The organism is Calyptranema fuscum S582, from assembly GCF_055793305.1.
Genome location: NZ_JBSLYH010000080.1, coordinates 1 through 22315 on the forward strand (window position 1 = coordinate 1; position 22315 = coordinate 22315).

Below are 22315 nucleotides of genomic sequence, written 5' to 3' on the forward strand. Positions count from 1 at the left end.
GAAGTTGCTGCCGAACTCTTACGTCAACTGACGATGGTGTGGTTGGAATTTGAGCGCAAGATCCGGTCGGTGCCGATTGTACGCAAGTTGCATCGGGGTGACTTTACGATCGCCGATTACAAAGCAATGTTGTGTAATCTCCGACCGCAAGTGGTGGAGGGTGCCCGCTGGATTGCTCGCGCAGCATCGAACATGACTGACTTTCGCTTGCGATCGACATTTATTGGTCATGCTCAAGACGAACACCGCGACTATCAAATGCTAGAGCGCAATTATGTGTCGGTTGGGGGCATTCTAGAGGAAATCGTTCAAGCAGAAAAAAATATTGGCAGTGAGGCATTATCTGCATTTATTTTTCATCAAGCATCGCGAGAAAATCCAGTCGATCTGATTGGCAGTATGTTCATCATCGAGGGGTTGGGCAATCGCTTAGCAGGGCAATGGGCAGAGCAGATTCGGCAAACGTTGCATCTAAAACCGGAACAGGTGTCATTTCTGGCGTATCACGGAGAAAATGACGAATCTCACATTGGCAAATTGGATGCGCTGATCCATGCCGATTGGATGACACCGGAGATCGCTCAACGGATTGTCAAAACAGCCCAGGTGACGGCGCGGTTATATTTGCTGCAACTGGAAGAAATCCAGATCGCGCTTGATTAGTAAGAATCAGCCGCGTTTCACGCGGCTGATCCCGATCCCCTGAGATCTATGAGAAAACAGCCGATGGCTAGGTGAATTTTTAGGAGGCTACTGTGAACGTTTCGATGCAGAAGGCAAATTTTCAAGTTGAGGTTGCGGAGGAGGTCGGCGATCGCCTTACTTCTTCTAAGACCATCAGCCCTGGTTATAAACCGGAACCCCGCGATCGCCAAAATCCCAATGCCTGGGATGCGTTGTATGCGGATCAAGCCATTCCTGTTGATCCAATTGCCAAAGCTTACATGATTAAGGACTTGCGCAACTGGACGCGGATCTATTTGCTGAACCCGATTCGGCTCATCGCTAATCTGCTGTTGGCAGTGATCATGACGGTAAAACGGTTATTGCCCTTCCAGTTCAGTAACTATGATCTGATGCACAAAGCCGCCGCTTTCTTTTTGCAACACTTTGTCTCACCGGAAGCCTGTTATTTAATTGTGCGGCATATCTGCCTGGGTTCGAATATCGTCAATTTCTTGATTGATAATGGACCCGACCCAAGCATTGAGAAGTCCAAACTATACCCTCGCACCGTTGCCGATCTGGCAGATAACGCTTTTTTAGAGCACGATTTAATTCTTTATAACTTTGTGCTGGACTATGCCGAAGCCATGCGAACTAATCCGCAATGGGCACAGCAGGTCGAAGAACGAGTATTGAATTTTGATAGCATTCAACCCGTCACGGTCGAAGTCGATTTTTCTCGACGCTGGCTGAATGTATTGGATTTAGAGTCTGCGATCGAGCTATTTAAAGTGTTCTATTCCCTGTGGCTGACCTGCGACGAATTTGAACGGGCGGTGCTATCGCTTCAGTTTGATGAGAATTTTGCCATCTATGTCAGCCTGATCACAGGCGACTATGACTGGAATCATGTGGTAACTAACCGTCACCCGTTAGCGCCCAACAGCCCATTTGATGCGGCTCACGATTTGTTGTTGCATGGGGTGATTGCAGAATATTTGCACCGATATTTAGAATTGCGTCAGCACTCTGCTCAACCGAGTCACTATAACGCTACGCACTCAGAACCAGAAGGCTTAATCTAGCGGTGGCGCTTAGTGTGAGTGTCGCACGCAGCGCGGCACCCACACCAAAAACCTGTAACTTAAGGATCATGGATTTAATAACCCGTAATTCTTGGGTAAGGGCGCACAGCGGTGCGCCCCTACAGAGCACTTGACGGATAGGAATTATTTAATCCGGATCCTAAACAATTGAAGATGGCTGTAAATTGCTATGACGATTACTGCTCAATGCCTTCGGGCTGAGGGTCGCTAGAGGGTTGAATAATCTTCGTAAACTGATCAAATCCTGCTTTAGCAGGCGTTACCTCTTTGTCAGTCAGTAAGCTATTCTTCAAGGATAAAAAGCGATTTAAGCGCTCTGCGATCGGCATAAACAACGCATGACTGCCGGTATTATTTCTAGTGTCCATAACTTCGATATTCAGGAACCGATTCTTTTGGGGTAGCTTATGACCCTAGTGTGCCAGTTTCACACGAATTCAACCACCGATCTTTAGGCTCTTAAGCCAGAACTTAAGCCAAATCTGGATCGGGATCGTGGATTGAATTAAGACCTAACCCTTTTTGGGAGCGCGACGGCTCTGCCGTGGCGCTCCCAAAAAGAGTCACAGGTTCACTTGTTTATAGCGCTTCGTATCTAAATAAATTACGGTTGTTGACGATGCATCGGCAATCGCAGGGTAAAGGAGGTTTGCCCAGATGGGGTGGGGTCGAGTTTTAAGGTGCCTCCGTGTGCCTTGACGATTTCCCAGGAGAGGTTTAACCCCAAACCTGTGCCCTCAACCTTACGGGTTCGGGCTGGATCGGCTCGATGAAACCGATCGAAAATGCGATCGCGATCGCTTAGGGGAATATCATTAGACGCATTAATTAAGGTGACGCAGACCTCCGCAGATTGTTGACTGGCTTGAAGGTTTAGCCACCCGTCGGGCAGATTGTATTTGATCGCATTGCTCAGTAGATTTTGTAAAACCTGGGTCAACAAATCGCGATCGCCTTTGACCCACAAGCCTTCTGCAATATCGGTTTGAACGGTGAGATCAGGGGCAATTAAATCCAGATCTTCTTCGAGGTTTGCCAAAAGGTCTGACAGGTTCACTGCTACCAGATTTAACCGCATTTGTCCGGCATCTGCCCGTGATAGCAACAGCAGTTTACGGACAATTTCACTCAGCCGCCGAACTTCATCGAGCAGGTGACTCAATCGTTGTTGCAATGCCGATCCACTCTCGACTTGTTGCAGCGTGCGTTCCAGTTCCCCCTGCAAAATTGCCAGGGGTGTTTTGAGTTCGTGGGCAGCATCGGCACTAAAACGAGACGCTTGTTTGAAGCTACGCTCCAAGCGTTCTAGCATCTGGTTGAACACATGAATTAATTCGACAAATTCCATATCGATCGACGCGCTGGGCACTCGTTGATCTAGCCCTTTAATTGTCACGCCAGCGATCGCATCTGTCAGTCGTCGCACAGGTTCGAGCGCACTGCCTGCTAACCCCCATGCCCCTGCGGCAACCAATACTAATACACCCGGAATCGCAAATAGAAAAATATTGCGAATCACTGCCATTTCTTGATCAATGCCTTCGAGGCTAACGGCGATCGCCACCTGGCGATCGGGAAAGGCGATCGCCGCTACTCGCCAAACCCCTGTAGGTGTCGCTTGCGTGACAAAACGAGGCTCAGGCATTCTCCCCAGTGGAATTGGATCCGGTCGGCGAAACTCGTCTCGTCTCGGTCGTTGCGGGTCAGATGCTGGTGGCAAAATCGGTTCATCTGGAGGGGGTAGAAATGGCACTGATGGACGAGGTAAAGACTGCAACCAGGCTTCTAGTTTCGGGTCAGCAGGCCATTGATCAGAGCGATAGAGGGTGTTGCTCTGAAAATCTCGAACCCAGGCGGCAATCGGGATGGTTTGATCAATGCCCAAGTCGCGCGACAACTCCGTTTGAAACCGTTGCCAATGCTCTGGATTTCGCAGACGCCATGCCCGGATTAATTGATTTTCGAGCTTGGCATCGAGGCTACTGACTTTGGCATCGTAAATCAACCATGCTGAAATTGCACCAAACCCAACCAGGGCAGTCCCTGCCAACGCTGCCGACAAAACAGCAATCCGCAATCGAAACGATCGCAGTTTCATAGCCCGGTCTCCGGCTTGCGAAATCGATAGCCTACCCCCCGAACACTTTCGATCCAACCTGTGCCACCAATCGGCTCAATTTTTTTGCGAATCCGCTGGATGCAGACATCGACGACATTGGTATTGGGAGAAAAGTCATAGCCCCAAACATGTTCTAGAATTTGGGTACGGGTAAAGACGCGCCCTGGCGATCGCATTAAATATTCCAGCAGGTTAAATTCGCGGCTGGTCAGTTCTACTATATGTTGGGTGCAGGTGACTTCACGGCTAATCCGATCGAGCTTGAGTGGTCCGACGGATAATACATTTTGGCGATCGCCCAGACTGCGTCGGACAACGGCATGAATTCGCGCTACTAATTCTTCGACAAAAAACGGTTTGGCAATGTAGTCATCGGCTCCCAGATTCAACCCTTCTAGCCGATCATCCAACTCATTCCGAGCCGTCAACAAAATCACCGGAATATTGTTGCCTGCCCGCCGCAACTGTTTCAAAATCGCCAAGCCATCCTTTCCCGGCACCATAATGTCGAGCACGATGGCATCATATGCCTGTTCGATCGCCCGCAGATAGCCATCATCGCCGTTATCGCAATAGTCCACCACAAACCCTTGTTCTTTTAGCCCTGCCTGAACAAAGTCGGCGATTTTTGCTTCATCTTCAACTAACAGGATATGCATTGGCAAACTCTACAACGCTCGGCTTCATTGTATAGCGGTATGCATTAGGGTTAGGACGGGGTGCAGGGGTGAAACCCCTGCGTGGGGGCACCGCCCCCACCCCCCTAATGTCTTAACTAAATTGCGTAGAGCCATAGGTTGAGCGATCGCTCAGCAAGATTACAAAACTGTAATTCAGAGCCAACATCAGCTGTTATATTTCACTGGCTCAATCGAAGTATAGACCTCATCCAATAAATAGACCTGATTTAAGGAGCGTAACGGAATGAAGATGAATCAACGATCGCTATGGTTATTGTCTACGATACCGCTGGTGCTGGGTTGTGCGAGCTTCATCGTGCCAGCGATCGCGTCCTCAAATCAGACCAGTCTGGTGGCTCAGTCATCCGATCGCCCTGACGGTCTGCAAAGGGGGATGGGGCAAGGACGATGCCTGGGGCATCGGGGTCCCGATTTTGCCGCCGCTGCCGCTCAACTTGGGGTATCGGAACAAGCCTTAAAGGATGCTCTGGGTGTGCCCGACCAGCCCCCCACGGATGCCGATGGCAACCCTATGCCACTGCCCCGTCCTGACTTTGCGGCGGCGGCGAATGAGCTAGGTGTGACGCAAGATGCCTTGATGAGTGCCTTGAGGATACCGTCTCATCGTCGAGGCCCGGATTTTGCTGCCGCTGCCGCTCAACTTGGGGTATCGGAACAAGCCTTAAGAGATGCCCTGGATGTGCCGGATCAACCGCCCACCGATGCCAATGGCAACCCTATGCCACTGCCCCGTCCTGACTTTGCGGCGGCGGCGAATGAGTTAGGCGTGACGCAAGACGCATTGATGACTGCTCTGGGGATACCGCCTCACCATCGGGGTCCTGATTTTGCGGCAGCGGCTGCCCGACTGGGGGTATCAGAAGACGCCTTAAAGGATGCTTTGGGTGTACCCGATCAGCCGCCTACGGATGCCAATGGCAACCCTACTCGTCTACCTCGCCCCGATTTTGCAGCAGCAGCAGATCAATTGGGGGTAACGCAAGACGAGCTGATGAATGCTTTAGGAATTCCTCACCGGGGGGGCGATCGCCAACAACCAGCCCCTCAACAAGACCAATAACCTGCTAATTCAGCGGTGCGTGCCCTCGGCACGCACCGCTGAATCGTCAGACCTATTATGCTGTTGGTATTTTTAATCGGATTGATGGGTGTGCGATCGCCACTCAGCGTTGTCAAAGCGATCGCCAAAGGCAACCCGGCAGTTTATAAACTGCTGGGTTGCGGACGTTGGATAGACTGATACCTATAGCAATTGAATAATTAATTAAAACGGGGTGCAGAGGTGGAACCCCTGTTCGGAGGCACAGCCCCCGCGCCCTTATCCTAACCAGCTATTCAGCTGCTATGTCTAATGGGTGACTAACTGTTTGACTGATCTAGAAGTCCCCCACACGGGTTGTCCTGTAATCATTTCTGCCACATCCATGCCATTGCCAATCACACCGGGGACGCTGGGATAGCCCGCACTGGCTCCAACCAAAAACAGGTTGGGTAACTCGGTGGTATAGCCCAGGCGATTTAACCCGACCTGACGGGGTACCAGTTTGGCACCGTAAATATTGCCCTGGGGTTGTCCCAAGAAGTATTCGCTGGTGGTGGGTGTGCCATAGACCTTCATGCGAGCATAGGCATCTACATCAGGAATCAAATCGCGCACACTGGTCATCAGTGATTGATAAACCTCTCGCTTCTTCGCTTTGTAGGCTTTCAGATCTGTTTCATACAGGTGTTTGAAGGGTTCGTAGGGGCAAACAGTGGCAATTTCTAAAACATGATGCCCATCGGGAGCCATTCCTGGCTCTTGAGATTTCATGGTAGGGCACGACAAAAAGATCCAGGGATGTTGCAAGTTGCCTTGCAATTGCTGATGATATTCCTGATTCAAATCACCCGTGGGATAGTACCAAATATTCCAATTGCCAATCCCATACCGATGTGGATCAAAACGGCTATCTAACCCCAGATAGATGTTGAAGGCACTGGCAGAATATTCATAGCGGGTAAGGCGATCGCGTTCTTTAGTACTCAATGAATCAGCCGTGTGCATCAACTGCACAGTGAGTTTGGGGTCTAAATCACTGATATAGGCTTGGGTTGCGGTATAGCTAACACCCGCTGCCATAACAAATTGCACTGAGCGATCGCTGACTTCGATATGTTCAACCGGGGCAGAATAATGCACCACGCCTCCACCATCGGTAATCGCCTCAACAATGGTATCGACAAAGTGTTTGAAATGATGTTTGGGATAGTAAGCTCCCTCGGCATAATCCTGAACCAGTGATGTATGGGTCATCAAAGCAATTTCATCGGGGGGCAACGCATAATCGCCACTTTGACCCGCCAAAATAGCTTGCAACTTGGGTGATAAACCAACATGGTCATAAAGGGTTTGCAGCGTCCAGGTGCGCTTGGAGAATAGATGCCAATACTTGGGCAACTTCAACCAATCAGACCACTTTTGGTCATACCAATGGACGTCACGAACCAGGCTACGGATTTCCTGATGTAATTGTTTAATTTCATCACAATAGCGATGAATGGCAGGAGCTTCATCTGGAAAAGTATCTAGCAATCGGCTACGCAAGGTTTCCCAGCCGAGGGGAATGCGAAAATCAGCATCAGGGGTGACAATGCGATCGATGCAGTCGGGATCCAGGGAATTAAATTCAACCTCGCGTTCGATATAGTTGAGAAATTGCCCGATGCTTTGCCCAGGTTGACATTGAGAGATGTAATGGACATCGGCACAAAAGCGGTAGTCGCCATAGTCAAAGGTATGACAACAACCACCGGGTAAGTAATGTTTTTCTAAAACGGCAACTCGATTGCCTTGCCGTGTCAGACACGCAGCGGCTGCCAATCCGCCCAATCCTGCACCCAAAATCACGTAGTCGAAGCTTTCCATAGGAGTCTCCTGTGGCGATCGCCATGATTGCAGATAAATCTCTATGAGACTAACTGGGCAGTGCTCTCGACGGTGATGGGGGAATGGAAATGCTAGGGTCTGTTTTAAAAGTTGTTTTTCATGCGTGACGCGCACGAAAAAACAACTTCTTAGCGAGTTTAAAAACACGCCCCAGCAACGGGTTGATGGAATTATTAAACCTGATTCTTTTTGGAAGAGAGACGGCTTCGCCGTCTCTCTTCCAAAAAGAATTACAAGTTAATTGATTGATGATTCTTAGCACCGCCCATACTTTGATAGTAGAAGGCAGCTCAACAGATGAACCATTGCGTAGCAAAAGTCTACTTTACGGCAACAAAATTTGAAAGGTGCCATCGCGATCGCCTCCTAAGGAAAACGATCCGGAAACCCCCGATTCGCTGGGTTGGGCATCGAAACGAAAGCCCAGACCGGGGCTTGATGGACACTCTGCCTGGGTGTCGCCTGTCACCAGTTCTGCTTGTACGGTGCCGCTAGTGTTGCGGGCAGTGTTAAACTCACCGACGCGGCAAGCAGTTTCTCCGGGGCGAGCAAAATTGATCAAGCCGCCAACGGCATGGGGGTCAAGGTTCAGGTCAATGCCTATCGAACCGACTCGCCCTAACGTCAACGTCAACAAGTTGCTGGGGGCAGCTGGACTGGACGGTTCGACAGTAGCTGCCGGAGATTCAACCGGGGTTTCTATAGGAGGTTGTTCGACCGGAATAGGGATGCCTGAGTCTGAAAGGGTTGGGTCAGTCGTTTGGGCGATCGCCACCAACGGCAATAAGCTGCCACCCAGGATCGTACTCAAACCGATGATGCATAGGGATCGAGTCAACCACATTGTCTTCACCATTTTTAGCACATCAGAAATAGGGGGCATTGCTTCATTGTGGGATGGATGTGAACGGAAAATCTTTGGTGTTATGTTCATATCCATCCCCATAATCGGTAACACCGAAACAGGCGATCGCCACCCTCATTAATAGCTTAAGCCAGTTGATTTTTCCAGGCAAAATGACTGTGTCTGGTGCCAAACTGTTTCCCGACCGTTCAATAGTTGGGCTATTGTGGTTGGGCTGAGGATCACACATTCATTAACCTTTAGTTCTTTTTGAGAGAGCGACGGCTCCGCCGTCGCTCTCTCAAAAAGAATTGGGTTTTATTCAATCCACGATCCTTAGTAGATACTCACCAGCTCTATCGCGATTGAGTATCCCTATAAAATTGCGGTGCGGCAACCGTTACAGCCTTTGCACCGAATTAGATGACGGGAGTTGTGGGGGAGCCGCGCGGAGCGCGGCTCCCCCACAACTTCTTAGATTTCACAGCCTTGAGAATGGCGATAAACGAGAATGGCGATAAACTGTAGCGATTAAATTCTCTGAGCGATAGCCAAATCGTAAACTGTCCTAGCCTATCCCGAAATGGCTGAATTGTTTTTGTAGGAAAGGAAGTAGCAAACCCACCTGAACTGTTCTACTCCCCCAAACTTATGGCTTTTACACTTAAGACAGCGATCGCATTAACAGGGTTAATTCTGCCACTCTCCAGCACATTAATTTTGACGACACCGTTTACCCAGGCGGCAACTGCCAATCCTAAAGGCATGCAGGGTAGTTATGTCGGGGTCACCGTCGATGGTGAAAACCCTAATGAGAGTTTGCGATCGCTGACCCAAAGTAGTGACGACCTCATCGGTGTGCTCAATCAAGCTCTAAATTCGGGGACGACAACGGGCGATCAGGCTGCATCCGAGATTGCCGATCGGCAATATCAGGGTCGGTTAGATGTGCCCAATGCCCCTATTTCGGTTCGGGCAACCGTGGTCATGGGCGAGTCGGTCAGAGCGGTATTACCAACGCTGTCCTATGATGTGGCGATCGCCGATGGTGCCAATATTTATGCTGGGGCTGGCTATGCCTTTGTCCGCGAACCCGGAGAAGAGACTCCGTTGGGCGATCGCAACGGCGTTGTGCTGACTACAGGTGCGGAAGCTTCCGTCGGCGATGGCATGGTGGTTTACGGCGATGTTCGGTTCAGACCCAACTCGGCGCAAGCCACAGACACATCTGCTGTAAGAGTGCAGGTGGGTGTAGGACGAAGATTTTAATATAGCCCTTTTAATATAGCCCTTTGGCTGCTACGGTTCTACGCAATCTAGTCAGGACATTGGAGGGGTGGGGGCGGTGCCCCCACGCAGGGTCCACCTCTGCACCCCGTCCTAACCCTAATGGGTGCCGCTATAGGTATCGCATCAATGGCGTTTGGCTGATAGTAAAGATATGATTAATCGCCACATTTCCAAACATAAATTTCCAGACTTTATTTAATTTTTGATCCTGAAAAATACTGAATATAGCGGATCCTATTTGATTCATGAACCTGATCCGTTGTGAAAGCGCCCGCCCTTCGGGCGGGCGCTTTCACAACGGATTTAGGATTGCTATAGCGATCCTATTTGATCCGTGAAAATGATTGGTTGTGAGAGGCTCACCCCGTCGGGGTGAGCCTCTCACAATCCATTCGAGATTGCTATATAAAATAAGCTCCCTTTGAAAAAAGGAGCTTATTTTATCGAGCTAGAATTTGCTAGTTTCTATTGGTAGAATACAACTACGTCGCCTCCGCTTAAAACATCAACTGCAACAACGCGATCGACGGCAATATCGTTGTTGTTTAAGGCGTTTTTAATCACCTCATTATTGTTGAGTGTGTCGCGAAGAGTGATGACTTCAACGTCGTTTTGATTGAGGGCATTATTCAATGCCTCAACGTTGTTGCCATTCAGGGTATCTTGAACGTTGACCACTTGAACGTCTTCAACACTGAGATCATTCAATACACTGAGATCGTTGATTTCAGCACTGATATTGTTGAGAGCAGCAATCAAATTGCCGAATGTAGCCTGACCTGTTTGCTGGTTTTGAGCGAGTGCCACGGTAGATGTGCTTAAGGTGACTACTCCGGCGCAAAGTGCAGCAAAAAAGTTGAATTGATTGATTCTCACAGTGTAAATCTCCAGTCAAATTCGACAACTCATCATGGATGGTGTCTGGGCAATGTTGCACACCTCAATTGTGAATATTCTGTTCACTAAATATCGGCGTTTATGCAACTGTATCGAATCCTACAAAATTGCCTCTATGGCTTACATCTCACTAAAGAACAGTCTATTAAAAGGCAAGATTCATCCTTAAATAAGAACTCAAGATTGTTCCCGTAAATTGAGAGTGATTCTGAACGTTGTATAGCGATCCTGAGTCAGTTGTGAAAGCGTCCGTCCTTTGGGCGGGCGCTTTCACAACCAATCATTTTCACAAATCAAATAGGATTGCTATATAAGGCTTTAAAAAATAAACGTGAAACTAAAGGTTTCACGTTCAAATTCATCTTGATATTCAGGAGCGGAGATCTAATAAAATCGACGATTTATATCTGGCAGCGGGGCGTCGTCCTACTTGCAAATATAAACTTCTGGGTTTTATTTAATGTGTGATTCTAAGCAATGTCGATTTCGTAGTTGCCCGCAGAAATGATACATAAACTTGGCTATCGAACCGATAATTTTTGAGGTTACTGCGTATTCAAAAGAGTTTGTATGGCGGCTGTTAGCTGTTTGAGTTTAACGGGTTTGGGAATATAGTCATTGGCTCCGGATTCCAGACATTTCTCGCGATCGCCTTCCATCGCTAGAGCTGTCAGGGCAATGATGGGAACCTGAGCAAATTGATTATCTTGGCGAATGATCTGCATCGCCTCCAGCCCATCCACTCCGGGCATTTGAATATCCATCAAAATTAAGTCGGGGCGGTGGCGGTGGGTAAGGTCAATGGCTTCTTGCCCATTCTTCGCGACCACAATACGGTACCCTTTTGCCTCCAGATAGCTTGACATCGTGCTGATATTGGCTTCGTTATCTTCTGCCAACAAGATCAGGTGACTCTCTGGGGTAGAAATGTTGGTAAAGGGCAGAGATGAGGCGATCGCCACGGGCGTATGGGCAATCGAGGAACCTGACGATATCAGCGAGGACATTTCATCTTTGAGCAGGCATCGATAAGGCAACCGCACCGTAAAACAACTTCCTTGCCCCACCGTGCTTTGGAGGCTGACATCGCCTCCATGCAATTCGACAATTTGTTTGACCAGTGCCAACCCTAAGCCTGTGCCTTCATATTGACGGTTCAGTTTGCTGTCAATCTGCACAAAGGGGTGAAACAGTTTGCCTTGTTCGGCAATGGCGATGCCAATGCCCGTATCTATCACAGCCAGACAAAGATAATACTGACTCCATCGCCGACAAGGGTCGAGTTCGGGCTGAAATTCAAAGATGGTCGCCTGGCTGGTTACAGAAACCCGCTCTGCCAGGTTAAGTTCGATCGGTTCGCGATAAACATCCAGCTTTACCTGGCCGCCGGTGGGAGTAAATTTCACAGCATTGCTCAGCAGGTTGATCAAGACCTGACGAATGCGGCGTTCGTCCAGGGCAATCTCACCAGCGTTGGTGGGCAATGTGAGATTGAGTTGAATTTGTTTTTTAAATGCCTGTTGTTTGACAAAGCTCAGACTCGATTTGCACAGGTGAGCCACTGAAACGTTGGTAATATCCAGTTCTAATTTGCCCGCTTCAATTTTCGAGAGTTCCAGGATGTCATTGATTAAGTCCAGCAGGTGCCGCCCGCTTCGTTCGATTGTCAAAACTGATTTTTGCTGACGCTCGTTTAATGCTCCCAATATTTCTTCTTGCAAGCTTTCAGCCATCCCCAGAATGGCATTGAGAGGCGTCCGCAGTTCGTGGCTCATATTGGCAAGAAATTCATCTTTTAGCTGTGTGGCGCGCATGAGTTCTCGATGGCTATGGGCAAGTTGACTGTGGCTTTGTTGCAACTGGGCATAGAGTTGAGACTGTTGAATGGCGATCGCCAATTGGCTAGAGATTTGGCGTAACACATCGATTTCCCAAGTTTGCCACTGGCGCGGTTCTAAACATTGGTGGGCAATCAGCAGACCCCATAAGGTATCGTTTTCGACAATGGGCACTACGAGCTTGGCACGCACTTGTAGATCGCGTAAAAAATCTGCCAAACATTCCAAAACAGGTCCCGTTTCTCGATCGGTCAAGGCAAAGATGCGTCCTCGCACATAGCGGTTATAGTTAGCGCGAGGAAAAACTTCCTCTGGAAACACCATGTCGAGAATTACGGGCCAGCCCGGAGAAACGGATTCGGCGATCGTTTTGCCTGTGCCATCGGGGAGGACGCGATAGACCAGGACCCGATCGGTTTGCAAAACCTGATGCACTTCTGCAACGGTGGTATTGAGAATTTCGGTGAGATCGAGGGAGGCTCGAACCCGTTGGTTAATCGTGCTAACCAAATGATCGCGATCGGCTTGCTGTTTTAACCTGGCTTCTGCCTGCTTGCGATCGCTAATATCGATGTGACAGCCAATCAACCGCAAGGGATTGCCCTCATCGTCCCACTTGATCACCTGCCCGGTGCAGATGACCCACACGGTCGAACCTTGCTTGTGACGATAGCGCAACTCAACATAGTAAGGAAGCTTGCCGCGACTCTGGACATGGCGTTGGTACGCTTCGAAAGCTTGAGGCAAGTCTTCCGGAAACACCAGTGTTTTCCAGGTTTCGGGCGAGTTGGGCAACTCATGATCCTCATAGCCAAACATCCGTTTGAAGCCGGGGCTGATGTATTGTGTAGCGTTGACCAGGTCGGCATCCCAATAGCCACCCAAAATCGTGTCGAGAATGTCTTCTAAGATGGTGAGTTCGACCCGGAGCTTTTCAGCCTGCAATTTCTCAAGTTCAGCTCGCTTGCGATCGCTAATATCCGTTATCATCCCCAATGCCCCCACATAGTTGCCCGCATCGTCATACAGCGGATTGGTGGCAATTAATGTCCAGATATCTTCGCCTGTCTTGGTTTTAAAGCGAAAGTCGTGGTGTTCTTGAATGCCCTGGCGACGACGCTCTAGATTACGCTTGGCTTGGGCTTGCCCCATCTCATCCATAAAGTCAAACAACGTCTTGCCCATCATTTCATCAGCGGTGTAACCCAGCATCTGCGTCATGCGGGGGTTCACGTAACTGGTGCGATTCTCAACATCAATCATCCAGACCCCTTCCAGGGTGGTTTCTACAATCTGGCGATAGCGTTCTTCACTGGCTTTTAGCTTGGCTTCTGTGCGTTGCCGTTCTAGCAATTCGGTTTGAGCTTGCTCATAAGCGGTAGCTTGTTGAATGGCGATCGCCAACTGCACACTAATTTCATCCAATAAGGTTAGCTCTGCGTCTTGCCAGGAACGATAATCGGCACATTGATGCCCAATCAACAATCCCCACAAATTACCCGATACTAAAATTGGAACGACCAGATTAGACTTTACTTCGTAGGGTTCCAGTAATTTTAGATGGCACTGAGAATAGCCTTCTGTGTGAATGTTGTCGATAGCGCTTGTGTGTCCTGAGCCATAGAGCGCCAGAGCTTTTCCCTGGAAACATGAATCTACAATGCGATCGCCCAAGCAATGTCGCCAACCTTCGCCCACAGACTCTGCGACCACTACACCACTCCAGTCGGGGGCAAACTGATAGACAAGAATGCGATCGCATTGCAGAAACGATCGAACCGCATTGACAGCCGCATCCAAAACCTCTGAGCGATTGAGAGATGCGCGGATCTGGGCAGCTATATGAGCCAGCAAGCGTTCTCTGCCGACCTGTGCCTGCCAGGTCTGGGTCCGTTCTTGAATTAAGCGCTCTGCCATGCGATAGATCGCCATCGGGTTGATGCTGTCAAACAGATTGGTTTGGGTCACGATGCCCAGCAATCTGCCATCTGCGTCAGTAATAATCACCTGGTTGAGTTGCCGTTCTGCCATCCATTGCTGCACCACCCAGAGCGACGTATCTGCGGTCAACGACTCGATCGGCGTACTCATAATCGTCTGCGCCTGGATCATAGAAAAGTCTAGCCCCAGTGCAGATAACTGCACCCCATCCCGTTCTGTGACGATGCCAATAGGAATCAAGTCTGCCCCAACCGTATCGACGATCACTACAGAACTGACTCGATGAGTCGTCATCAGCTGAATCAGCTCTGTCAATCTAGTAGACGGGGAGGCATGAACCACCTCTGTAGTCATAACGGCAGCAGCCGTGGGTAAATGCAGCAGATCGATCGAGTGTAGAAATTTTCCTAAACTTTCATGGGTTAACAACCCGACGACAGCGCCCTGGTCATCTAGCAACGGCAGATGATGGATGGAATGCTGTTGAAATAAATTCAGGGGCACAAAAATATCGGTGAAATCTGCGGCATTGAGGGTAATCACAGGAAACGACATAATCTCTGCGATCGCCATATCTGTCCAATGTTGGCTCGATGCACTCAGACGTAGCAAATCTTGCTCGGTTACCATTCCGACCAGGCGATCGCCCTCTACAACCAGCACACAACTGCGATGTGCCTGGATCAATCGCCGAGCCGTGCCATCGACATCGCAGCAAAAGTCACAACTTGCTTCTCCTGCACCAATCAACGCGATCGCCTGACTCACTCGATCTGTGCGCGACAATGTCAACGGGGGTGGAGCGATCGCAGCTGATAGATCCACCAGAGGTAATGCACTGACAGGAGTCAACATGTTTCAACGCTATCGTGAACGCAGGATTGTGGTCAGGCAACCCCCAAAAGCTTAAAGAAAGCGATCGGGCTAGAGATAGAGGTTTCTCTAACCAAACTTTCCAGACTCAACAAGGGATCGCTATACTGTCTAGTCTTCCCGTAAATCAGTCACGTTATCTTTAATCCGCTGATCCGCTGAGAATAACCGGCGAATTGGCTGAGGATTGCTCTATAGCAGCCTAAGAGCTGTTTACAGGACGTACAACATCAACAGTCTAAATAACGGCATCTGCCAGATCAAAATTGCTGTAATAAAACTGAAAGTTCAGGGTTGGAAGCATAGGGTTGGAAACACAGGGTGGTTGCGATCGCCCTCGTTCCCATAGCCCGTGTTGAAATGCTTTTCGGAGGCTCTGTCTCCTGGAACACGTTGTGGAGATCCAATGACAGACTGATCCCCACCCATACCAGCCAGGACGGGTAAGAAATTAAACAGCGGCGCAGAGCGCCGCTGTTTAACCCGTCATCACCCGCTTCTGGGTGGGTAGTACTATCCCTGGTTGATGCAGGGGGTTGCGACGGGAGCTGCCACAATTCCTTGTGCTTCTAACAGTGCCGCTGCCCGCAAAATTTTGGCTTCTTGATAAGGTGCCGCAATCAGTTGGATGCCAATCGGCAGTGCGCCCGGTCGCTGGGTCGGCACGGATAAAATGGGCAACCCAATAAACGAAAGGGGTTGGGTGAAAAGCCCCAGGTTCGGACGGTTGAGCACTTCCACGCCATCCAGCACAATGGTTTCTTGCCCAATTAAGGGGGCAGGGCAGGGTGTCGCCGGTGCCAGAATCAGATCAACCTCCTGGAAGACCTCACGGATGCGATCGCGATACCATCTCCGAAAGCGTTGCGCCTGAATATACCAGGATGCTGGCATCATTGCCCCAGCGAGAAAGCGATCGCGAGTGGCGGGGTCAAAATCTTGTGGGCGCGTCTGAAGGCGTTTGAAATGCAAGTTGCTACCTTCGCAGGTGGTAATCACATAGGCAGCGGCTCTGGCGCGATGGGCTTCGGGCAAGGTAATGCGCTGGCGAGTTCCCAATGCATGGGCAACTTTTTCTAGAGCCTCAAACACTTCAGGTTGGGCACGTTTCGCAAAATAGTCATCGGCGATCGCAATCCGCAATCCCTCAATCCCCTGCGACAACTGGGGTAAACAGAGTTCAGGCGATCGCGTTGTGCTGATGGGGTCATGCGGATCATGCCCTTGCAACAGATCAAACGTCAGCGCAATATCTCGAACCGAGCGAGCAAACGGCCCAATATGATCGAAACTGCTGACAAACAAAAAAGCTCCCGCCCGAGACACCCGTCCGTAGGTCGGCTTTAAGCCAAAAATGCCGCACAACGAAGCGGGTACCCGAATCGAGCCATTGGTATCCGACCCCAACGTCAGTGGCACCAGACCTCCTGCCACCGCTGCTGCCGAACCACCGGACGATCCGCCAGCAATCCGTTTCAGGTCATGGGGATTATGGGTTGCTCCATAATGGCTATTTTCTGTGGTAAAGCCATAGGCATACTCATCCATATTGAGAGTGCCCACCAAAATAGCGCCCGCTTTTTTTAAAGCTGCAACTGTTGTGGCATCCTGGGTTGCTGGGGCATGGGTTTGATTAATTTTGGAACCCGCCACTGTTACCAAACCCGCCACATCCAGGAGATTTTTGACTGCAAAGGGAACCCCTGCCAATGGTCCCGGATCTTGCCCCAAGGCGATCGCCTGATCAATCTGTGCGGCGCTGGCGAGTGCCTGATCTGCGATGACCTCGGTAAAACTGTTGAGCGCGGGATCCTGGTGGGCAATGCGATCCAACGTGGCTTGGGTTACGGCTGTTGCGCTTAGTTCCGCTGCCCGAACAGCCGCAGCAGTTGCCACTGCATCTGCCTGGGTTAAGTCAATACTCATAAGGGATAAAGAATAGTATAAATGTATTGTGACAAGAGATCGGCACCCAATTGCTAGTAGCCCGTCAGGCAAATGGATTTGATCCCCCCTCGCCCCCCTTAAAAAAGGGGGAATTGTCCGGAAGTCCCCTTTTTTAAGGGGGATTTAGGGGGATCTCCGACAAGATCCTAAGGCTGAAATGTGGGAGCCGCTTCACAGTCGTCTGGCAATGGAAATTCTAAAATCAGCTGGGCGATCGCTGTCGTTCGGGCAAAATTATCGATTACACCTGGACGAAATTCCTCATCCAGAGGCAACTCCAGCATTTCAGCCATTTGATCCACATATGCTTCAACCTTAATGGGGTGTTCCCGATCTACCATCCGATGAGCCTCCTCTTTCATATCAATCCAGCCATACCAGTCCAACCATGCCAATCTATAGCGGTGTGCACGTTCGTTCAGTACAGAAACGGTGTTGTGGGGCGCTCCGCGCCCCACAACACCGTACTGCATCAACCCGCACAGCGCTATATTTACGCAAATCCATCCTGCCATTCCCGATGCAACATTCGTCTAATACCGCGTTCAAATCGATGCTGAAGGATCGTGGATTAAATCAGATTGACTATTGAATCGCTTGTAAGGGCGAACGGCTGTTCGCCCTTACAACCAATCATCGGCGTTATTTACAGCGCTTCTCGCTTGGATATGTTTAGATTTTTTGTTGTGTGCCGCGCTCCGCGCGGCACACAACAAAAAATCTGTAGCTTAAGCAATTGAAAATGGCTGTAATTCCTGTTCCTAAGATCCATAGGATCGTCCCCTATTAAGCAATGCCGCAAAACGAACCGTCGCTGCTAGTTTTCAGATAGATTCTAAACAGGCTCAGATGCCAAAAATAGGCGAGGCAACGCACTTCCCAATCTAAACAATGGATAGATAATTTATGGTTGAAGTCGATACTATTTTGTTGGTTGGTGCGTTTTTATTGCTGGCAATTACAGCATTTTACGCCTGGTTTACCCACAGAACCTTGCAAGAAATGCGTCATGAGAGCAACTTATATCGAGCTGTTTTAGAAAAACAATTAAAAATTACCGGGTTTCCCCACATTTATTGCGATCTGCAACCCGATTTTCAGTCAGGCAGTTTGCAACTCGAAATTTATAATGTGGGCAATGTTCCTGCCTACGATATTCACGTCAGCACCATCGGCACCTTTACCGAAGAATCGATGGATATTCCGACGTTTATGAGAACGCATATTCAACCGAGGTATCGTAAGTATCCTTTACACGTCGATAAGGTTGGCTATTACGGCATTCGTAGCAGCGTTCGCTTTTCGATGCTGCCCTGTCAAAAACGATTGGCGATCGCCCTGATGCTACCGATTCGCCCTGTCGATATCTATGCCCTTGTGCAATATCGAGAAGTATTAGGCGGAAATTATTATCAGGTGTATTGCTTTTCAGACTTAGATACCAAAGGCAACTACCGAGCCAATATCTTAGAGCCGTCTAGAATTGAACTCCTGGAACGATTCCATTTTTATGATATGGATGATGCCAAAATTCCACCCACCGAAAAATCGTTACCCTACCCCGTCATCGACTTTATTGACTTGTGGAATCATTCGCTTTCCTATCGCTTTACCACGCTTTACACAGACGATTTAACGCTGCCGACTCATCCCCAACAAGATGTCCAAGAAATGTAAGGCACCGGATATTACCTTTAGCCCTAAAACCAGCAGCGCTTAAGACCCTGGAAGGGAGGTTTTATCTGGAGTAGGCTGGGGGTTCACAAGTCGCCTCCCCAGTCTGGGTGAATAAAAAAGCGATCGAGATTCACAAATGCTTTGACTCTGCTGTATGATTGATAAGCTATACGCACGCGGATGTGGCGGAATTGGTAGACGCGCTAGATTTAGGTTCTAGTTTCTCACGAAGTGAAGGTTCAAGTCCTTTCATCCGCATTGAAAGCGCTTTGCGCCTGGATAGATTACTGTGACTGTAAGCATAAGTTGTCCAATTCGGACAACTTATGCTTACAAATCCACCTGGTCAACTTATGCTTACAATCTTTATCTAAAAATTACTCTAAGCCTAGATCTTGCCGCACGGTGTCTAAGGCAGCAGCAACTGTTGGATCTCTGAAGTAAGCTGGTTTTTTAAGGTATTGTGTAACATGGCTACGACTTGGCTCAAGACCGTGCTTGTAAAGCATAAGCGCAACTTGACGGACATCTTGACAGCATTGGTCAACTTTTGCAGTACGAATTTTATCTCGATGGTTCAAGTAGCGCACCGAAATGGCAGAGCAGAGTACAGGAAAATGTCGCCGAATGGACCTCGCACTGCATCCCAAACGTTCAGCTACAGCTTTCATAGTTGGTGGTGATTCTTCCGTAAGGGCAGCTTGTAGAAATTGTTGTAAATGAACGGTTTCAAGCTGACTTTTAAGCTGTTGAGACTTAGGTTGAGAATTAAAAGAATTTATAGCTAGCAATTTAATACAGTCAAAGGATTTTGGATCAAGGAGAAAATCAATCAAGGACGTATCTAGAGCACGACAAATCTTTAATAGTGTTGAGAGCTGCGGCAAGGCTTTTCCAGAGCGCCATTGGCTGACGGCACTCTTGAGTAATCCTAATCTCCGAGCAAATTCAGTGATATTCCCTTCGGTAGTCTGAGCGATACAAATGGAAAGCGATCGTGCCATACTAACTCGTGTTGGTGGCTCCACTAAGCGGGGGGTGTGTACGAGCAACTCTTCTACATTCTTAGCCACCCAATTTTGCTGCTCCAGTTCAGTAGGATCAATCTGTAAATTATCTGCCTTTGAAACAGAACCAAGCCACTGTAGACATTTGGAGCAGTAACCTGGTCGAGAATGCCATGCCAATGATGGTAGCTGACGTTGGCAGTGCGGACACTGGAGCAATAATCGCCGCTGGTGGTTTGGACAGAGTGAGATTGTACTCAGTGTCCACAGGAGGGGTATATAAACTTGCTGTCCGTTCTCTTGCCACTCTTCATAGCAAGCAGGACACCAAGCATGAAAACGTCGCAGTAGTCCCTTAGAAGGTAAAACGTTAGCCCATTGCAAAAACGTAAGATACAGCAGATCTTCGCGTAGAGTGAGGCAATTAAAAACCTGGACGAAATCTCTTGCCATTTGCCCAGTCCCGTTTAGAATTTCGGTGCTGGCACTTATCTTGATGCAAATAGCTCTTTCCTTGTGGTTGCTTAACCAGCGATTTGCACTTGTGAGCAATAAGATCTCCAGGAGAAACACAATGAGCATTAGCTAATCTAGCCACATACCCTGTTAGACTCTCAACCTTGGGTGTTCCAATACCAATGGGCTGCAAGCTGTAGAGATGATTGCGGGGTGGACCGATGGGTTGAGTTAAGTCCCAATTATCATAAGTGAGTTGCCCAGGCACAACCTAACTTGTGATTCGCATCACCAGAGGTGAGATTGCATTGAGCTAAGGAACTCAGGGCACTAACAAGCTCAATATCAAGCTCGGTATGGTCAATATGGACAATTTCAAAGGGGCGATCGCCGTGTCGCGGGGTGGTCAGTTCCAATTCCCAGTAAAAAGCTTCCTTCTGAATCGCGGCTCGCCGTCCTTCACGCTTCAGGGTTTGCTCGTACCCAGCCCGCTTCTGGATGGTTTGGGTAAAGGTAATCCTGCTAGGTGGTGATAACCTGGGTTGATGGACTTCACAGGCTTTCACAAAAGCTTGGTAAACGCGGAGCTTACTGCGCTGCTTGAGGTTTTCGTAATGCTCCTCAATAAACTTCTGCATGAAAGTTTGAGTGGCTTCATCAACTTTTGCTAAGTAGTTTCCCTTCTTTTGATGGTCTGGTAGTAGGCCGATATAGCCATTTCCGTAAAGGGTCTCTGCTTGCTGATACTGATTACGCCAACGACGAATGGTTCTAGTTGGGCACGTCGGTGCACCCTTGTTGAGGTAAGGCTGGACAATTTCATAGCGACGGTTCGCTTCCTTGATATCGGCAGGGCGAGCACGACGAAGAATTTCTTCGATTTTTGTTCTGTTGGTAGAAGTCTCCTGACTAGAAATTGCTTGAATTTTGCCATTTTGGATCAATGCTTCAAAGGCTATATTAGGCAACTCGACAAACTTGCTATCTGAGCGCAACAAGCCTATCGAGGTGGAACCTGTATTGACGATTTCCCAGATCTCGCCGTCCCAACATAATGAAGCGCCAACCGCTACCTGAATGATTTGGGCAGAACTGCTAGCTGTTGGTGCTTCAACCTGAGTAAGGAGATGAAAAGCTTGAGCAATTTCTTGGCTAGAAAACACTCGCACCCGATCGCTATTTGCCAGTCGTTCTGCTTTTAGATCAACATAGATCTGTTCGCTCACAATTAGAGTGTAGATATCATCAGCATCAGTACTTTCAGCTTGCTGAAGCAGATTTAGCAGAGTGATACCTTCATTGGCTCTAACCAGAGCTATGACCGATGCTGCCGCTGCCTCATCCAGTTTTAGTGAATCCAAGCCAAGGTAGTCTTCCAACCAAATAAAGTTTTGTTGAAATACCCAGTTAATCTCGGCGCTAGACCAAACACGAAAGTCGAGTCCCAAAGGATAGGCATAGGCTTCTGCAGGTGGACAATGCCACTGACCATCTTCACCCGGCTGGTAGCGGTTGGGACTGTCTTCAGCTAGCCGTTTAAGCTCATCTTCGGTTTTACATTCTTTCCAACCGGCTGAGCCTTGTCGGATAACGAAGAAGTCAGGTGTGTATTGATGGCGATTACGCCGTCCACTTTTGGAGAGGTAGTCAAGCTCAAAGGACGGGGGTTGGTCATAATACTCCAGCACATCGGGATCGTGCTCTAATTCGTAAATACGAGCGAGTTCATTCCTGTGAGATTCAAACTGGATGGTCACACCCATTTTGCGGCTAGGATAGTTGCCAGAGACGTTGCCTCTACCGCTCTGCACTCGCCGTGATGGAGGGGATGAACGTACACGCTCTATAACATCGCGGGCTGTTTTGCTGAAGCCAAGAGATTGGCACCAGTGGTCGAAACTTTTTTCATCAAGCATACGACGATGAGTCCTACCCTCAGCAGTACGCGAAAAGAGTACAAGAGAACTATCAGAAGATAATACCAGAATTTATACGGAATTGTGAAGGGTAGTATTTTATGGAGC

18 protein-coding genes, 1 tRNA gene and 1 pseudogene are annotated in these 22315 nt (G+C 49.0%); 7 read left to right on the forward strand and 13 right to left on the reverse strand.

The genetic code is table 11. From position 1 onward, the window contains the following. Positions 1-663 (forward strand): iron-containing redox enzyme family protein (locus ACR6Z4_RS30140; protein ID WP_479721056.1); only part of this gene is annotated, 663 nt, incomplete at its 5' end. Positions 664-755: 92 nt separating this feature from the next. Next, complete coding sequence (locus ACR6Z4_RS30145; RefSeq protein ID WP_479721057.1) at positions 756-1751, forward strand: DUF6999 family protein; 996 nt, start codon at positions 756-758, stop codon at positions 1749-1751. A 197-nt stretch (positions 1752-1948) separates the two neighbouring features. Here the strand turns inward: ACR6Z4_RS30145 and ACR6Z4_RS30150 are convergent, their stop codons facing one another. From ACR6Z4_RS30150 to ACR6Z4_RS30160, 3 genes are all read right to left on the reverse strand, one after another. Then, positions 1949-2140, reverse strand: coding sequence for a hypothetical protein (locus ACR6Z4_RS30150; RefSeq protein WP_479721058.1), 192 nt, complete (start codon positions 2138-2140; stop codon positions 1949-1951). A gap of 236 nt (positions 2141-2376) precedes the next feature. Then, entirely contained in the window at positions 2377-3870 is a 1494-nt protein-coding gene (locus ACR6Z4_RS30155) for a sensor histidine kinase (protein WP_479721059.1), read from the reverse strand. Further along, positions 3867-4550, reverse strand: coding sequence for a response regulator transcription factor (locus ACR6Z4_RS30160; RefSeq protein WP_479721060.1), 684 nt, complete (start codon positions 4548-4550; stop codon positions 3867-3869). The genes ACR6Z4_RS30155 and ACR6Z4_RS30160 overlap by 4 nt, the downstream gene beginning before the upstream one ends. Before the next feature lie 265 nt (positions 4551-4815). On the opposite strand from ACR6Z4_RS30160, the gene ACR6Z4_RS30165 reads away from it, so the two are divergent. Further along, positions 4816-5652 (forward strand): hypothetical protein, encoded by an 837-nt coding sequence (locus tag ACR6Z4_RS30165; RefSeq protein ID WP_479721061.1) that lies wholly within the window; start codon positions 4816-4818, stop codon positions 5650-5652. 57 nt (positions 5653-5709) lie between these two features. After that, positions 5710-5832, forward strand: a complete 123-nt coding sequence (locus tag ACR6Z4_RS30170) for a hypothetical protein (RefSeq protein WP_479721062.1) — start codon at positions 5710-5712, stop codon at positions 5830-5832. A gap of 108 nt (positions 5833-5940) precedes the next feature. Here the strand turns inward: ACR6Z4_RS30170 and ACR6Z4_RS30175 are convergent, their stop codons facing one another. From ACR6Z4_RS30175 to ACR6Z4_RS30185, 3 genes are all read right to left on the reverse strand, one after another. After that, positions 5941-7500, reverse strand: a complete 1560-nt coding sequence (locus ACR6Z4_RS30175) for a phytoene desaturase family protein (protein WP_479721063.1) — start codon at positions 7498-7500, stop codon at positions 5941-5943. 346 nt (positions 7501-7846) lie between these two features. Then, complete coding sequence (locus ACR6Z4_RS30180; RefSeq protein WP_479721064.1) at positions 7847-8404, reverse strand: hypothetical protein; 558 nt, start codon at positions 8402-8404, stop codon at positions 7847-7849. A gap of 4 nt (positions 8405-8408) precedes the next feature. Further along, positions 8409-8615 (reverse strand): hypothetical protein, encoded by a 207-nt coding sequence (locus ACR6Z4_RS30185; protein WP_479721065.1) that lies wholly within the window; start codon positions 8613-8615, stop codon positions 8409-8411. A 401-nt stretch (positions 8616-9016) separates the two neighbouring features. Here ACR6Z4_RS30185 and ACR6Z4_RS30190 point away from each other — a divergent pair, with 401 nt between their 5' ends. Further along, a complete protein-coding gene (locus ACR6Z4_RS30190) occupies positions 9017-9634 on the forward strand; it encodes a hypothetical protein (RefSeq protein ID WP_479721066.1) in 618 nt (205 codons plus the stop codon). A 486-nt stretch (positions 9635-10120) separates the two neighbouring features. Here the strand turns inward: ACR6Z4_RS30190 and ACR6Z4_RS30195 are convergent, their stop codons facing one another. From ACR6Z4_RS30195 to ACR6Z4_RS30210, 4 genes are all read right to left on the reverse strand, one after another. Then, the gene (locus ACR6Z4_RS30195) at positions 10121-10531 is read right to left on the reverse strand and encodes a hypothetical protein (RefSeq protein ID WP_479721067.1); all 411 of its coding nucleotides are present in this window, start codon (positions 10529-10531) and stop codon (positions 10121-10123) included. A gap of 566 nt (positions 10532-11097) precedes the next feature. Continuing rightward, complete coding sequence (locus ACR6Z4_RS30200; RefSeq protein WP_479721068.1) at positions 11098-15186, reverse strand: PAS domain S-box protein; 4089 nt, start codon at positions 15184-15186, stop codon at positions 11098-11100. A 531-nt stretch (positions 15187-15717) separates the two neighbouring features. Next, complete coding sequence (locus ACR6Z4_RS30205) at positions 15718-17130, reverse strand: AtzE family amidohydrolase (RefSeq protein WP_479721069.1); 1413 nt, start codon at positions 17128-17130, stop codon at positions 15718-15720. Between the two features lie 167 nt (positions 17131-17297). After that, a complete protein-coding gene (locus ACR6Z4_RS30210) occupies positions 17298-17624 on the reverse strand; it encodes a DUF4089 domain-containing protein (protein ID WP_479721070.1) in 327 nt (108 codons plus the stop codon). Between the two features lie 433 nt (positions 17625-18057). Here ACR6Z4_RS30210 and ACR6Z4_RS30215 point away from each other — a divergent pair, with 433 nt between their 5' ends. Together ACR6Z4_RS30215 and ACR6Z4_RS30220 are read left to right on the forward strand one after the other, a co-directional pair. After that, positions 18058-18828 carry a hypothetical protein gene (locus tag ACR6Z4_RS30215; protein WP_479721071.1) on the forward strand — a complete coding sequence of 257 codons (771 nt, stop codon included), beginning with the start codon at positions 18058-18060 and terminating at the stop codon, positions 18826-18828. Between the two features lie 176 nt (positions 18829-19004). Further along, positions 19005-19086: transfer RNA gene (locus tag ACR6Z4_RS30220), tRNA-Leu, on the forward strand. Between the two features lie 119 nt (positions 19087-19205). On the opposite strand, the gene ACR6Z4_RS30225 is transcribed toward ACR6Z4_RS30220, so the two are convergent. From ACR6Z4_RS30225 to ACR6Z4_RS30235, 3 genes and pseudogenes are all read right to left on the reverse strand, one after another. Continuing rightward, complete coding sequence (locus ACR6Z4_RS30225; protein ID WP_479721073.1) at positions 19206-20015, reverse strand: helix-turn-helix domain-containing protein; 810 nt, start codon at positions 20013-20015, stop codon at positions 19206-19208. A gap of 51 nt (positions 20016-20066) precedes the next feature. Beyond that, a pseudogene (locus ACR6Z4_RS30230) lies at positions 20067-20417 on the reverse strand (TniQ family protein); the annotation flags it as partial. 119 nt (positions 20418-20536) lie between these two features. After that, positions 20537-22207: a TnsA endonuclease N-terminal domain-containing protein gene (locus ACR6Z4_RS30235; RefSeq protein WP_479721072.1), complete on the reverse strand. Its 1671-nt coding sequence runs from the start codon at positions 22205-22207 to the stop codon at positions 20537-20539. Positions 22208-22315: the final 108 nt, after the last annotated feature.